Origin of the sequence: Clostridium beijerinckii (assembly GCF_036699995.1) — a bacterium.
Taxonomy (GTDB): Bacteria; Bacillota; Clostridia; order Clostridiales; family Clostridiaceae; genus Clostridium; species Clostridium helianthi.
Map to the genome: position 1 here is coordinate 2,387,675 of NZ_CP144906.1, position 16,091 is coordinate 2,403,765.

Genomic DNA, 16,091 nt, shown 5'->3' on the forward strand with positions numbered 1-16,091 from the left:
TTTAGAGAAAGTGCTGTGAATTTAATTTTCGTAGGAAAGTATGTCGATAAAGATGATGCAAGCAAAAACTTAGTAAAGAGGGAAGTAGCAGAAGGTAATGCAATAGGCATACATTCATATTCACATGACTATGGTTACTTATTTCCAAAGGGCAAAATAAGCTTGGAGAATTGTATGTCTGATTTTGATAAAACAGATAAAGCCTTAAAAAACGTTTTGGGAGAAGATTTTTCAACACGATCAATAAGGTTTCCAGGAGGACAAGAAACATGGAGCAAAAAGGATCCTCAAGGAGCAGAAAAAGTGGACAAAGCTCTACATGAGAAGGATTGGCATCAAATTGATTGGAATGCATTATCAGGAGATGCAGAAGGTACTCATAAAAAGAATGCAGATGAACTAACCCAGGAAGCTATAAAAAGTATTGGTAGTAGAGAAAAGGCACTGATTTTAATGCATGATACTTATGGAAAAGAAGAAACAGCGAAGGCTTTACCAAGAATAATAGAATATTTAAAACAGCAAGGCTATGAATTTAAAATAATAGAATAATTAATTATTATCCCCATCTTATTTATAAAATAAGATGGGGACTTTTTGTTTTCTAGGACTTTATGTTCAGATTAAACATGTGGACATTGTGCCACTTGAGAGTATAAGTTATGAAAAAACACTAATTGAGAAAGTTAAGGTTCGTTAAGCTAATCGAAATTTAAAAATATAAATATGATTTTTATTACTTATATTGTTAATTTTAAGTTATAGTATAGTTTAAAGTGTATTGTATAAATAGCCATTGAAATAAGAAATTGGATTGATAAAATTTAGCTTTCATTTATACCTACATTAGTATAATATGTAAATTGATAAAATGAAATTTATGCGAGTGTTCTAAAGAGTGTAAATTAGTGATTATTGAAAATTTAAAATTGTATTTTAAGATAATATATGTTAAAGAACTAAGATTAGGAGTGAAGAATTTTGATACTTAGCAAAGAAGTAGTTATAAGACATAGTAAAGGATTGCATGCGAGAGTCTTGGCTATGGTTGTTCATAAGGTAAGCGAACTTGAGAAGAGATATGATTTAAAGTTTTTTATAATTTATAAAGATAAAAAGAAAATTTTAGCCACAAGTCTTATGCCCCTGGTTTTATTGAAGGTAAAGCAGAATGAGAAGATTATAGTAGAAGTTCATGGAGAAGATCCCAAAGAACCGCTAGATGAATTATGCGATTTTCTACAAAGTGATTTTGATTTAGAAGATAAAAGTACTATTAATCAAGTTGATAACATAATAAATAATAATACTATAACGTTGGAGCATGTATTTAGTAATATACCTAATGGAATTATTGCTACAGATGAGAAAGATATAATTTCAATATTCAATGAGGAAGCAGAAAGATTATTAGGGATATCTTCTGGTGATGCTATTGGTAAAAAAGTATATGAAATAATAGAATTCACAAATCTCCATGAAATAAATAGAACTGGCAAATCAGAGTTAATGGTAAAAGAAATAATAAATAATAGAATATTACTTATAAATAGAACTCCAATAATAATAGACAAAAAACCTAAAGGTGCATTAGCAGTATTTAATGATATTTCAAAATTAGAAAAAGTTAAAGATGAACTAAAAACTGTGAAAGATCTGAAAGAGAGGTTACAACTTATATTAGAAACAGTACAAGATGGTATATGTGTTATAAATTCAGATGGATATATAACATACGTAAATAAGGCATATCTTAGAATTTTGAACGAAAAAGAAGAGGATATATTAAATAAAAATATTAGGGATGTATCCCCAGATGGTGCAAGAATTAAAGTACTTAAAACAGGAGAAAGTATCATAGGGGCTATAAGTTATAAGGAAAATGGTGTAATAATAGTTTCAAATGTAAACCCTATAATAATTGACGGAGAAATAACAGGTGTTGTGTCTATAGTTAAAAATGTAACAGAAGTTCAAAAGCTTTCTGAGAAATTAACTCAGGTCTCCGCAAAAGCTGATTATTTAGAAGAAGAGCTTATGAGAACTAAGAAACCTGATTCTGCTTTTTCGAAGTATATAGGTCATAGTGGGAAGATATTAGATGCACTTGCTACAACATTAAAAGCAGCGAAAACAGATACTACAGTATTAATTAGAGGAGAAAGTGGTACAGGAAAAGAATTAATTGCAGAAGGAATACATTTTTCAAGTAAGAATTCCAAAGGGCCTTTTATTAGAGTAAATTGTGCAGCAATACCACAAAACTTATTAGAAAGCGAACTTTTTGGATATGAAAAAGGAGCTTTTACAGGAGCTATAAAAAGAAAATTAGGTAAATTTGAATTGGCTCAAAATGGTACTATACTTTTAGATGAAATAGGAGAAATGGATAAGAGTATGCAGGCTAAAGTTTTAAGAGTAATTCAAGAAAAAGAATTTCAAAGAATCGGTGGAGAAGAAACTATAAAAATAAATGTTAGAATAATTGCTGCGACTCACAGAAATTTAGAAGAAATGGTAAAGTCAATGGAATTTAGAGAAGATTTATATTATAGGCTAAATGTAATTCCAATATTTTTACCACCTTTAAGAGAAAGAAAGCAAGATATAGCGCCTTTATTAGAGCATTTTATAGATAAAATAGGTAAAAGGATAAATAAAAGAATAACTATAGTAACAAATGATGCAATGGAATCTCTATTAGAATACAAATGGCCAGGGAATATAAGGGAGTTAGAAAATCTGGTAGAGAGAATAATGGCTTTAAATGAAACAGAAGTAATAGAATTAAGTGATCTTCCGTCTTATATGAGAAAGGATATAAATACAGTTAACAATGCAATCAAAATTAAAAATAATAATGAAATAGACATGCTTATTGAAGCAGATGAAATATTACCACTAAAGGAATATGAAAAAATTATAATAGAAAAAGCACTTAAGAAATATGGAAGTTATAATGCTGCAGGGAAGGCGCTAGGACTTACTCATAAAACAGTAGCTGCAAAGGCAAGACAATATGGAATAGAGAAAAAGGTAACTTGGGAATAAAAAATAGCAAGTTGGTAAAAAGTATCATGATAAAAAAGAACAACTTGATATTTTTTACCAAGAGGTATACTATTTATATTACAATTTCCTGTAAATGTTTACTTGCACTTTAGGCTAGAAGGCTTGAAAATACACACTTTTAAGTATATTTAATTAGTAATTGAAATTTTGGCATGAGTATTGCTCTATATAAAAGTACAAATATAAATAAAAACAAATCAAGATTATCTACATATATTCTAAAAAGTTTAATTCATGAAAGTTTATCTTAGACTATTAATCAGATAATGGAAGTTAGATAATTTTATAATCAATGAATTATATTATTTAGAACTTACATATATATTGCAAAAATAATTCTTCATCATAATTCTAAAAATATTAAAAGAATTTTAACCGTAATTGTGAATTGTGAAATGTGCATTGTGATCTGCAACATATATATAAATTAGATATAAATAATTTTAATCATAAATAATATTTAAATATGGGAGGAATAATTTTATGAAAAAAATAATTAATGATGCAAATTTAGTACTTGAGGATATGTTGAAAGGAATGGTAGCTGCACATCCAGAATATATAAAAAAATTAGAAAATGCAGATGTTTTAGTAAGAGTAGATTCACCAATAGATGGAAAGGTTGCTTTAGTAAGTGGCGGAGGAAGTGGACATGAGCCAGCTCATGGAGGATATGTAGGAAAAGGAATGCTTGATGCAGCAGTAGCAGGAGCAGTGTTTACATCACCTACACCAGATCAAGTATATGAAGCAATAAAAGCTGTAGATTCAGGTAAAGGGGTTTTACTTGTAATTAAGAATTATACTGGGGATGTTATGAATTTTGAAATGGCAAAAGATATGGCTGAAATGGAAGGCATTAATGTAAAAACTGTTGTAGTAAATGATGATGTTGCAGTTGAAAATAGCACTTATACAGCAGGAAGAAGAGGAATCGCAGGAACAGTATTTATACACAAAATAGCAGGTGCTAAAGCTGAAACAGGAGCTAGTCTTGAAGAAGTTACAAGAGTTGCAGAGAAAGTAATATCAAATGTTAGAAGTATGGGAATGGCTATTTCATCTTGTATTGTGCCAGCTGCTGGTAAACCAAATTTCACATTAGGAGAAAATGAAATGGAAATTGGTATGGGAATTCATGGGGAACCAGGAACTCATAGAGAGGAAATAAAAACAGCTGATGAAATTACAGAACATTTAATGAGCAAAATTCTAGAAGATATCAAATTGAGTAGTGGAGAAGAAGTAGCAGTCATGGTAAATGGATTATCATCAACACCACTTATGGAGTTATATATAGTAAATAAAAAGGTAAATGAAATATTGGAGGAAAAAGGGGTTAAAATTCATAAAACATTTGTAGGCGAATTTATGACATCTCTCGAAATGGCTGGATTTTCAATAACAGTGCTAAAACTTGATAGTGAATTAAAAGAATTATTAGATGCACCAGCTAACACACCAGCATTTAAAGTAATATAAAGCAAAGTTTTTTAGGTAGAGTTTTTGAGATTAGATGAATTTAGTAGAGCGTATCTAAGAGTGTGACGGATTCTACTACCAAAGAATTATAATTTAGATGAAGCTTTATTTAATATATAAGCATCATCTAAATTAGCCTATATAGGAGGAATAAAGATGAGTATTCAAGGAAAGAAAGTAATTGAAATATTAGAGAAAATAAGTGAAAAGATAGATGAAAATAAAGCATATTTATCGGAGCTAGACGCTGCAATTGGAGATGGAGACCATGGACTTAATATGAACAAAGGGTTTAAGGCTGTAATAGAAAAGATAAAAGATGATGATGGAAATGATATTGGAGGTATACTAAAGAAGTCAGGAATGGCATTAGTATCTAATGTTGGCGGAGCTTCAGGACCATTATATGGAACAGCTTTTATGAAGGCAGCTGTAAGTGTTAATGGAAAATCGGAAATTGATATTAATGATTTCGCAAAGATGCTAGATGAGGCTCTTGAAGGTATAAAAATGAGAGGTAAAGGTCAAGCTGATGATAAAACTATGATAGATGCTATAGAGCCAGCATTAAAGTCAATAAAAGAAGGCATAGATAGCGGGCTCGAAGTCAAGGAAATTTTAAAAGCAGCAAAAGAAGCTGCATATAAAGGTGTAGAGCATACAAAAGAAATTATAGCTAAAAAAGGAAGGGCAAGTTATCTTGGAGAAAGAAGTTTAGGTCACCAAGATGCTGGGGCTACATCTTCTGCAATAATATTAGAAACAATATATGAAGCTTTAAATTAGTAGTTCTTATTTTGATTTACGTCAAAATAGTCGTTGAAGGAGAATATATATGGTAGGAATAGTAATAATATCACATAGTAAAAATATAGCAGATGGAGTAAAGGAATTAGCAAGTCAAATGGCACCTAATGTAGATATAGGTGTGGCTGGAGGAACGTCAGATGGAAGAGTTGGCACTGATATGGAGAAAATATCAGCTGCAATAGAAGATGTTTACTCTGAAGATGGAGTAATTATTATCTTTGACTTAGGTAGTGCTTTTATGAATGCAGAAATGGCAATAGAATTTCTAGATGAAAAGATGAAGGGAAAAATAAAGATAGTAGATTGCCCAATAGTTGAAGGAGCAGTAACAGCGGCAGTTGAAAGTAGTATAGGTAAAAATATTGAAGAAATTGAAGAAGCATTAAAACCCATGAATCTAGGAAAAATGCCTTGAAGTAATAAAATATAGATAAACAATATATGGTTTAGATTTATGTTATAAGCTACAGAAATTATAAATATTTCTATTAGAGATATGAACTTAAATATGTTTATCTAATAAATCAAATCTTTAAAATGCTTAGCCATAGTTATTCAAAAAAGAATATTTTAATAATATCTATACAGCTTAAGAAGATAGTTTCTATAATATAAATAGAAATTTATCTTCTTAATTTTTTACAAAGTATATATATTTCAATTCACAATGCACATTTCACAATTCACAATTGCGGATAAAATTCTTGAAATTTTTTTAGAGTTATGATGAAAGATTATTCTTGTAATATATATCATTTTTCGTGATGAGACATTAGTGACATCATCATTAATAACTACAATAAAGCATATTATAAATGAAAGCTAAAAGTTATTATAGATAACACAACCAGAAATGAGTAATCATTTATGAGAAAGTACTATAAATAATTATCTATTCTAAAATGTAAAAAATGTATTTCATGTATAATTGAAATTTATAAATATTGACTTGAAAAATTTTAGTTGATACTATTAAATTGAGAATTGTTATTAAAGGAGAGGGATTATGGAAAAATATACACTAAAAATTATTGATATAATCGATGAAACAGATAATACAAAAACATATTTTTTTGAAAAACCAGAAAATTTAACATGGGAACCTGGATCGCATACTCATATTGGGCATATTGGGTTTGATATTGGTGATCAGCCTAGGAAAGAATGGGTAAGACACATGTCTATCATAACTTTGCCGGAGGAAAATAAAATTGCAATAACAACCAGAGTACCAGGAAGCAAATCTGAATTTAAGAATAAGTTAGCTGAATTAAAAACTGGTGATGAAGTTGCATTTTTTAAGATAGGTTCAAGAATGGGGTTAAGACGTATAAATAGACCTATAATCTTAATATCAATGGGAGTTGGAATAGCTACTATGAGACCTCTAATTTTATCATTTATTAATGATAAAACTAATATCCCATACCTGCTAAATATAAATATAGACTCATCAGATAAATTTGTATTTAAAAATCAACTAGATAAATTAGCAGATGAAAATTATAAGAATTATTGGATAAATTCTAGAACATCATTCTATGAAATGCTCAGCAAATTAATGAAATCAGAGAATGCTATTTATTATGTAGTTGGAAGTGACGCATTTATAAAGGATATTATTCAAAGATTAAGAGTAAATAGCATCAAAATTGAGGAGATTATTATAGATAGAAAAGATGAGAGAAAACAAAAATTTTTAGAAGGTTAAAGATGATTAAAAGGGTTCCTTCTCTAACTTTCAGTGAGAGAAGGAATAATATTTGCTTTATTACTGGATTCCAGGGATTTTAGGAAGACCTGAGAATCCTTTTTCTAAGTCCTTATCGGTTGGAATGTAATCTTGCATTGAACCATTTAAATAGGATTCATAAGCAGTCATGTCAAAATATCCTGTACCTGTTAATCCAAAGAGGATTGTTTTAGCTTCTCCTGTTTCTTTACATTTTAAAGCTTCATCGATTGCACCTCTGATAGCATGAGAGGATTCAGGGGCAGGAAGAATAGTTTCATGTTTTGCAAAGAAAACAGCAGCCTCAAATACTTTAGTTTGTTCTACAGATACAGCTTCCATGTATTCATCATGATAAAGTTTTGAAAGAATAGGAGACATACCGTGATACCTAAGACCTCCGGCGTGATTGGCTGATGGAATAAAGCTGCTTCCAAGTGTATACATCCTTGCAAGAGGAGTAATCTTACCAGTATCACAGAAGTCATATGCATAGCGTCCTCTTGTTAATGAAGGACAAGAAGCAGGCTCCACAGCAATAATTCTAGGATTAGCTTTTTCAGTTAACTTATCTTGCATAAATGGAGCAATTAGCCCACCAAGGTTAGAACCACCTCCAGCGCAGCCAATTACGATGTCTGGATATTCATCGATCATCTCCATAGCAATTTTTGATTCTAAACCTATTATTGACTGATGAAGTAGTACTTGATTTAGCACAGACCCTAACACATATTTACAGCCATCGGTAGTAACAGCTTTTTCTACAGCTTCAGAGATTGCACATCCAAGACTCCCTGTACTATTAGGATCTATTTCTAAAATTGATCTTCCAGCGTTAGTTGTATTACTTGGGCTTGGAATAATATTTCCATCAAAAGTTCTAATTATTGATTTACGGAAAGGTTTTTGTTCATAAGAACATTTAACCATGTAAACTGTAAGTGGAAGATTATAATAAGAACAAGCCTCTGCTAGAGCAGTACCCCATTGACCAGCACCAGTTTCTGTGGTGAGGCTTGTCAATCCTTGTTTTTTTGCATAATATGCTTGAGCAATTGCTGAATTAAGCTTATGGCTTCCAGAAGTGTTGTTTCCTTCAAATTTATAATATATTTTAGCAGGAGTTCCTAGAGCCTTCTCTAAATTGTATGCTCTAATTAATGGTGATGGACGGAACATCTTATAAAATTCTTGTAATTCTTCAGGAATATCGATGTAGCGAGTTGAATTATCTAGTTCTTGTTTTGCAAGTTCTGTGCAGAATACAGGATATAAATCTTCAACTTTTACAGGTTGAAAATTTTGTGGGTTTAGCATTGGATCGGGAAGTTCCTTCATATCTGCACGAAGATTGTACCATTGTTTTGGCATTTGATCCTCGGTAAGATAAATTCGATGTGGTATTTTTTTCATAATTAATAGCCCCTTTCAGTTATAAAGTAAAAATTCTTAAATATAATTTTGTATTTTAGCTAAATAGGTTGAAATATAAGCATATTAGATTTTTTTATGTATTTAGAATTATAGAAATTAACGAAATAACCAAAACATATTAAGTTTTTACGTAATAAATTTATAATTCTAATCACAAAAATTAATCAATATACATAACAAAAAAAGACCTTTGTCCAGTATTTCTACTAGGACAAAAGTCGATAACTTCTGCGGTACCACCTAAATTGGCTAAAATAAGCCCACTCATTAAATGTACATAATAATACACTTTCCTATAATAACGAATGGAAAATCCGTTGGGCATTACTAAGCTTAACATGAATATAAGCTGTTCCTCCCACCCTTATAAGTCCATTCGACATAGTCTGTATTGCTGTAATCTCACCCTCTACAACTCTCTTTAAATCATTTAACTAGGTCTACTACTCTTAATCAATGGTTTGTAAAAATATTCAATTATTTCCATGGAATAATTATATGCACTAAAATAAAAAATGTCAATTATTTTATCAATTCTCCATTTTGATATTTTTTATGCCTATAAATTTACTATAGTATTACATAATATTAACTGAATTACAATTAACTCTAAGCAAGGAAATAATAAATAATGAATTGGAGTGAATCTATTGAAAAGATGTTCTTTAATTATTTTCATTATTATTTTTATACCAGTCATTTTTTGGGGGTGTGGTTATTTAGGCCCGGGATCAGCTGATTATAGTTATAAATTATCTAGCAAATATATAATTTATCGTCCAAGTTCAGATTGTACCGAATTAGATAAAAAGGAAAATAGAAATATGACTGTAATTGTAGACAGTAGGGTTAGTGGCATAGCATGGGATGAAAATTTTATACTAGCCGAACAAACAAAGAATAATTCTAAAAATTATTGGATTATAGATGTAAAGCAAGATAAAGTATATGGGCAACTTAAGTATGAAGATTTTGATAAACATCGGTATTTTCTGAAAATTGATAGTAAATTAAGGCTTGAAAATCCTGATAAATATAAAAATTTAGATCCAAGTAATAAATAACAAATTGTTTTTCTTATGCAGAAATATTCCATAATTATAGATTTGATGATTGGCATAATCATTAATCTTGTTTATACTAAATCTTATGAAATAATTTGATAGTATTTTACACATTGACACAAGCGCATTACAAAATAACAAAAATAAATGTAGAAAAATGAAATAGATATAAAGTTTTGTGTAGCTTACAATGTTAATTCGTAAAAATAAAGAGGTATTAAAAATTAGGAGATTTGTAAGAATGTATTTACATTAAATTCCAATTGTGATATAATTATGTTTGTGTTGTGATAGATAAAATAAAAATTCTGTGAGTTATTTTTAAACTCACTTGGATGATTTCTTATATAAATTATTCATGAATTTATTCGAATTATAATTATTATTTAAAGAATAAAAAAGGACGTTCAATTATAATAACTTACCATCTCGCGTAATTGGTACTTACGTTTTTAAAGCAATATAATTATACTAGTCCTAAAAATATAAATAATGTTTCAACTATATATTTGTTCTATCACTATTTGAAGAGTTTTAAAATTATAGAGATTAGATTGAGTAGCTCACTAAGAAAAAGAAATATATTTTTCATTAAATCCTTATCGAAACGCCTTTTTGCATGTGCACGTTTCATATGCTACGCCTCCATAATATATCGATTTGAGATGGCATAATAATTATAACATTAATTGGTAAAAAATACAAATTAGCATTCATGATATGTTAAGCAGTAGTAGGAGAATTTCTACTACTATTTTTAGTTTTAAGGGAAAAAATATATAATATGATAATTAATATGATGTTTCATTGTTAAATCAAACTATGTATCTATAAGATATGTTAAATATTACTAAATATTATTGTGCTTAATTATGATAGGCATTTTTAGATGTTATTCTAATTAAATTTATTATATATTGAAATTAAGTTACTATATTCAAGTCTTAATTGAATATTTACCTAATAGAGTTTTGAATGGAAATTTATTATCTGGATATATACATTAAAATAAGTTATAGTAATTTTTAGATAATTGACAATTAATTAACGATCATGATATTATATGCATATACATATAATATCTGTTTTAATAAATTTATTTTTATTAAATATAGGTTGTTGAATAACTAATTTTTACAAATAGTTATTCGAGAAAATATTCTTAGGAATCAAAGATTCCAAGGATATTTTCTGGATTTTATTCCCTGCTGTTTTTTATTAAATTCATCTATTAAATAGGCTAATAAAACCCATTTTATATGACGTTCGTATCGGGCTTGCCCATAGAGCCTTGGATTTTCTAAGTTATATAAACCTTTTAAAACTGAGAATAATTGCTCTATTTTCAATCTATTTTTATATAGGTTCGCTCCGATAGGAGATTCAAAAAATAAAGCATTTTCATATCGTTTATCAATGAACGCCTCAATGCTTTTAGCTTTACGCATATTTATATCAGCTAATAAATTAAATTCTAGTTTTGCAGCAATTTCAAACCATTCAACTGAGTCATATGCTGCATCAGCAAGTATTAAAAATGGATTATAATTTTTAGCTTCATATAGTAAATCCTGAACTTGATTATCGTAAACATTAGCTGTTGTTAAACTAAAAACTAGAGGAATCATAGTATCAGTAACTGTTGCAATGCAGTGTAACTTGTAACCTTTATAATATCCAAGACGTGTACCTTTGCCGGATTTAGCTTCGCTATCGTATTTTGAACTTCTTAGGGCAGTAGCATCAATTGCACATAGTCTAGTTTCTGGGTTAATAAGTTCAACAAACATAGCATAAATACCATAATATATATGTTTCTCTAAAGTCTTAGCTCTTAACGAAAAGGTAGAATAATCAGGTATTTCATTAAGATCAATTATAGATTGAAACACATAATCTTTTTTTATTTCGTATTCAAGTTCTCTCAGACTGAATATACTATGTTTAACACCGTATAACATGCAGGCAACTATTTGCTCATCTGAGTACTTACGTGGTCGGCCTTTAGCATTTTTGCTATTAGAATTTAATTTAGTAAATGCAATTTTAACAGCTTCAAAAATCTTATAATTATCATTTTCAGTTTTAATCTTTCGTGATATAATCATATTTAAGTCATTCCTTGTGTGATGTAATTTGGTTTTTAGCGAAATTATTATATCACAAAGGAATGGCTTATTTATTTTTTACAAATTTTGTTTACTCAACAACCTAAAATAAATAAAAAATTTTAACAAAATATATGTATATGCATATATTTAGAATGGAGTTGATTAATTATGAAATCACTATTCGATCAAACGCAAGTTGGTCCACTTAAATTAAAGAACAGATTTATAAGATCTGCAACATATGAAGGAATGGCAGAGGAAAAAGGAAATATAAATGATGAACTATTTAAAGTTTACGAAGATTTAGCTAAAGGAGGTGTAGGAACTATAATCACTGGAATAACGGCTGTGACTGATTTAGAGGAATTTATTCCAGGCCAAATGGGAATTTATAATGATTCATTTATTGATAATCATAAAAAAATTATTGAGGTAACTCATAAGTACAATGCTAATATAATATTGCAACTTGGAGCAGCAGGAACACAAACCATAAGAAATGAAGAAAAGGTGATTTTAGGCCCAAGTAATATAACAGATTTGGGATATAAAAATACCCCTAAAGAAATGACTTTAGAAGAAATTGTTTCAATTCAGATAGATTTTGCCAATGCAGCACTTAGAGCAAAAAAAGCAGGTTATGATGGTATTCAGATACATGCAGCTCATGGATATTTACTTAGTAAGTTCTTAACGCCTTATTATAACAGAAGAACAGATGAGTATGGTGGTAATATTGAGAATAGATCTAGAATGCTTATAGAAACGTATAAAAAAATACGTGATAAAGTCGGAAAAAATTATCCTGTTTTAATTAAAATAAATTGCGAAGATTTTATGGATCAAGGTATGACTTTCGAAGAATGTAAATATGTATGCAAAAAACTTGAAGAGCTTGGCGTAGATGCTGTTGAAATTAGTGGGGGGAGTTTATCTTCACGCCCAAATGAGAGCTATTCAAGAAAAATAGTGAAAGGACAAGCTCCTTACTATACATTTTATGCTGAAAGGATAAAGGAAGAAGTTAATATTCCAGTTATTTCTGTAGGCGGAATACGTGACATTTCAGCTCTAACAAAAATTCTTAATGAAAGCTCCATTGATTATTTTGCATTGTCCAGACCATTAGTATGTGAAAGTAATCTTATTAAACGTTGGAGCGAGGGGAATACTGAGCCATCAAAATGTATATCATGCGGTAAGTGTTCAGGATTTGGCAAAACAATCTGTGTTTTTAATAGGAAATAATATCTTAAACTTAAAAATTAATGATATGATGAGATAAAAATAATATATTCTTCAATAAAGCTGGTTTTTTGAAATCTGCTTGTGAGTATATTGACAATAAGAATTGCTATAGATTACTATATGTATATTCAGAGGTTTTGACGGAGGTAATTTATTTATGTCTAATTTAGATGATTTAAAGAAAATTGGAAGTTGTGTTTGTAGAAATTTGCGTATGACAACAAGGGTCACTACTCAGTATTTTGATCAAGTTTTTCAAGCGGTTGGATTAACAGCGCCACAGTTTTCATTATTAGCAGACATAGCATCTCGTGAAAATGTTGCTGTAAGTGAGTTGGCAGAGGCTTTGCTAATGGATCAGACAACAGTAACTCGCAATATTGAAATTTTAAGAAAAAAGGGATATGTAGATGTGCGAACAGATGATAATGATTCAAGAAGAAAGTGCATTTCAATAAGTGATGTCGGAATTAAGAAGCTCGATGAGGCAATTCCTGTATGGAATGAAGTACAATCGCCAATAGAGAAGGAGATAGGCGCTGAGAAATTTGAAGAATTCTTAAAAACGTTAGCGCAAATACAAAATTTTATTAATAACTCTTCCAAATAAAGTACCTAAGTAATGATTTAATTCATATTCATGACTTAGTTGTAACCATATATTATTTTACGCCTTATCATTTATAGAAATAGTTTGTTTAATGATAAAAAGTCATTTAATATAAAAGTAATAGATTTATAGATATAGTTGAAAACAAGTAATAGTAACCTAAATCTATTATTGATAAAATACATTATTTTAAAATATATGTATATACATGGTAAAGCTGAAATTTAGGTTGAGGATAGTATTTGGGATGTATATTAATGAGGGAAATGAGAAAGTAAGAGAGAGGGCGGAGCTGGCAGTTAAAAAACTTAATATAAAAAAACTAAAGAGTAACAGTAAGAGAGTAAATTAATGTAATTTTATTAAGCTGGATTATTCCTATAAATAATGTCTATTTTATAGCTTCTGTATAATATATAAATATAACATATTCTAAAGAATATACTTAGTAAAGTTTTTGTATTTCATTGAGTATATTAGAAACTCTCAGAATTATAATAAAGTATATTTATAACAGAATTAATGAAAAGGGATGATTTTAATAATGGAAATATACAATAAAAATGTATATAAGAATAGATGGATAATATTGGCTGTTGTGGTTTTACTTCCATTTATGGGGACCCTTGATAGTACAATAGTTAATGTAGCACTTCCTGTTATGGTGAATATATTTTCAGTAACGATGTCTTCTATTCAGTTAATCGTAATCTGCTATCTTATAACAATAGTTAGTACAATATTACTGTTTGGAAGGCTCGGTGACATAAAAGGAAAATCTATAGTATTTAATTTAGGTTTATTGGTATTTACCATAGGTTCTTTATTTTGTGCGTTATCAAAAAATTTTACGTACCTATTATTTTTTAGAATAGTTCAGGCGATAGGAGCATCGGCAGCTATGGCAAATAACCAAGGGATAATAACGCAAGTATTTCCAGCAAATGAAAGGGGGAGAGCTCTTGGAATATCGGGAACATTTCTAGCTCTTGGCACAATGATTGGTCCGCCATTAGGAGGTATTATAATTTCTTACTTAAGTTGGCATTATATATTTCTAATAAATATTCCAGTAGGAATAATTGGAACAGCAATTGGTTTTAAAGTATTGCCTCGTAAGTCAAATGAAAAGAAAGAAGACATTGATTTTATTGGTGCAATAATTTTTGGTATAAGTGTCGTATTATTATTTTATTCTCTTATAAATGGACAAACTGTTGGCTACGATAATAACGTGATTAGAATTAGTTTTATTGCAGCTATCATTCTATTTATAATATTCATACGAATAGAAGGAAAATTAAAATATCCACTTCTAGATTTATCATTATTTAGAAATTCACTTTTTACGGTTGGAATATTATGCACATTCATATGTTATGCATCAATTAACAGTAATAATATTGTACAGCCTTTTTACCTCGAAAATGTTTTAAAAATGACTCCAAGCTTTGCGGGAATGATAATGATGATCTCTCCTGTATTAATAACGGTTATTTCTCCTTTTAGTGGTTATTTATCAGATAAAATAGGGTCAGAATTTCTAACATTTTTAGGCTTGATACTAATAGGAATTGGAATGGGTTTAATGGCGACTTTAAATGAAAACTCAAATATATACCAATTAATTGTATATATAGTATTTATTGCGATTGGAAATGGATTGTTTTTACCTCCTAATAATTCGTTAGTTATGTCTTCAGCACCTAGTGATAAATTGGGTATCGCAGGAAGTATAAACGCTTTTGTAAGAAATTTGGGACAATCATCTGGTGTTGCTATGGCAACAATGCTTTTATACTCATTTATGAGTATGAAAATGGGAGAGAAAGTACTTGGATATATAGAGGGCAGAGATGATGTCTTTATGTATGGAATGAGGTATGTATATGTTTGTTCGGCTATTATTTGTTTTGGTGGAGTAATAGTCACTTATATAAGATTAAGAAAGAAAAAATTAAACAGAAAAATATGATTTCTTAAATGCTGATTGGTGTGCTAGATAAAGATAATTTTTTTGAGTCTGATTATTATGAAAAAAGTTAAAAATAAAACTTTATATTTATGAATTGTATTGGTATAGATAAACCAACTAAGACCTGAACTTATGCATATAAATCGCCGAAATGAATAATATACTTTTGTTCCAGTTTCTGGGTAATTTTGATGGGTGATTTTAAAGCTATAAAGTTGCACCCAAAGTGCTAGCCTCAAAGAACAAGCGCTCACAGAGAAAGTTCGAAGAACGAAATATAAAATGCTCATAGAGAAAGTTCTGTTTACCAAATGAAAAATTTGGAGCATCACTTTTCTATTCTCACTTTTTGAACTAGCACACTTGGAATAGTTCAAAGGAAACTCGACTCACTTCGTTCACTGAGTAATTTCCATTGACCAAATCGTAGATTTGGAATTTCAATTAAGAATCACATCCATCAAAATTACCAATGAAACATTCCATATTATGACCCTTGTGGTTACAAAAATATATTACCCATTTGTAGTTGGGATATATTTCATGGTGT

General features: G+C 29.3%; 11 protein-coding genes, 1 pseudogene and 1 other annotated feature. Of the genes and pseudogenes, 10 read left to right on the forward strand and 2 right to left on the reverse strand.

What is annotated here, in order from left to right; all coding sequences use genetic code 11:
• Positions 1-30: 30 nt before the first annotated feature.
• From PZA12_RS11075 to PZA12_RS11100, 6 genes and pseudogenes are all read left to right on the forward strand, one after another.
• Positions 31-552 (forward strand): annotated as a pseudogene (locus PZA12_RS11075) (polysaccharide deacetylase family protein); the annotation flags it as partial.
• A 429-nt stretch (positions 553-981) separates the two neighbouring features.
• Positions 982-3,051: a sigma 54-interacting transcriptional regulator gene (locus PZA12_RS11080; RefSeq protein ID WP_077840397.1), complete on the forward strand. Its 2,070-nt coding sequence runs from the start codon at positions 982-984 to the stop codon at positions 3,049-3,051.
• A gap of 504 nt (positions 3,052-3,555) precedes the next feature.
• The gene (gene dhaK / locus PZA12_RS11085) at positions 3,556-4,554 is read left to right on the forward strand and encodes a dihydroxyacetone kinase subunit DhaK (protein WP_041897559.1); all 999 of its coding nucleotides are present in this window, start codon (positions 3,556-3,558) and stop codon (positions 4,552-4,554) included.
• Positions 4,555-4,710: 156 nt separating this feature from the next.
• Positions 4,711-5,340, forward strand: coding sequence for a dihydroxyacetone kinase subunit DhaL (gene dhaL / locus PZA12_RS11090; protein WP_077842224.1), 630 nt, complete (start codon positions 4,711-4,713; stop codon positions 5,338-5,340).
• Between the two features lie 49 nt (positions 5,341-5,389).
• Positions 5,390-5,779 (forward strand): dihydroxyacetone kinase phosphoryl donor subunit DhaM, encoded by a 390-nt coding sequence (gene dhaM, locus PZA12_RS11095; RefSeq protein ID WP_078115748.1) that lies wholly within the window; start codon positions 5,390-5,392, stop codon positions 5,777-5,779.
• Between the two features lie 591 nt (positions 5,780-6,370).
• A complete protein-coding gene (locus tag PZA12_RS11100) occupies positions 6,371-7,075 on the forward strand; it encodes a hypothetical protein (protein ID WP_078115747.1) in 705 nt (234 codons plus the stop codon).
• Positions 7,076-7,135: 60 nt separating this feature from the next.
• Here PZA12_RS11100 and PZA12_RS11105 read toward each other — a convergent pair whose 3' ends face one another.
• Positions 7,136-8,512, reverse strand: coding sequence for a TrpB-like pyridoxal phosphate-dependent enzyme (locus tag PZA12_RS11105; RefSeq protein WP_103699309.1), 1,377 nt, complete (start codon positions 8,510-8,512; stop codon positions 7,136-7,138).
• A gap of 225 nt (positions 8,513-8,737) precedes the next feature.
• Positions 8,738-8,999, reverse strand: a binding site (T-box leader).
• Positions 9,000-9,183: 184 nt separating this feature from the next.
• Between PZA12_RS11105 and PZA12_RS11110 the strand changes: the two genes are divergently transcribed.
• Positions 9,184-9,597: a DUF3997 domain-containing protein gene (locus PZA12_RS11110; protein WP_103699308.1), complete on the forward strand. Its 414-nt coding sequence runs from the start codon at positions 9,184-9,186 to the stop codon at positions 9,595-9,597.
• 1,169 nt (positions 9,598-10,766) lie between these two features.
• Here the strand turns inward: PZA12_RS11110 and PZA12_RS11115 are convergent.
• Positions 10,767-11,705: a transposase gene (locus PZA12_RS11115; RefSeq protein WP_078117142.1), complete on the reverse strand. Its 939-nt coding sequence runs from the start codon at positions 11,703-11,705 to the stop codon at positions 10,767-10,769.
• 171 nt (positions 11,706-11,876) lie between these two features.
• On the opposite strand from PZA12_RS11115, the gene PZA12_RS11120 reads away from it, so the two are divergent.
• The 3 genes from PZA12_RS11120 (at position 11,877) to PZA12_RS11130 (ending at position 15,541) form a co-directional block, all read left to right on the forward strand.
• Positions 11,877-12,956, forward strand: a complete 1,080-nt coding sequence (locus tag PZA12_RS11120) for an NADH:flavin oxidoreductase (protein WP_078115743.1) — start codon at positions 11,877-11,879, stop codon at positions 12,954-12,956.
• Between the two features lie 157 nt (positions 12,957-13,113).
• The gene (locus tag PZA12_RS11125; RefSeq protein WP_012058379.1) at positions 13,114-13,566 is read left to right on the forward strand and encodes a MarR family winged helix-turn-helix transcriptional regulator; all 453 of its coding nucleotides are present in this window, start codon (positions 13,114-13,116) and stop codon (positions 13,564-13,566) included.
• Positions 13,567-14,110: 544 nt separating this feature from the next.
• On the forward strand, positions 14,111-15,541 hold the full coding sequence (locus PZA12_RS11130; protein WP_078115742.1) for an MFS transporter: 1,431 nt from the start codon (positions 14,111-14,113) through the stop codon (positions 15,539-15,541).
• The last annotated feature ends 550 nt before the right edge of the window (positions 15,542-16,091 follow it).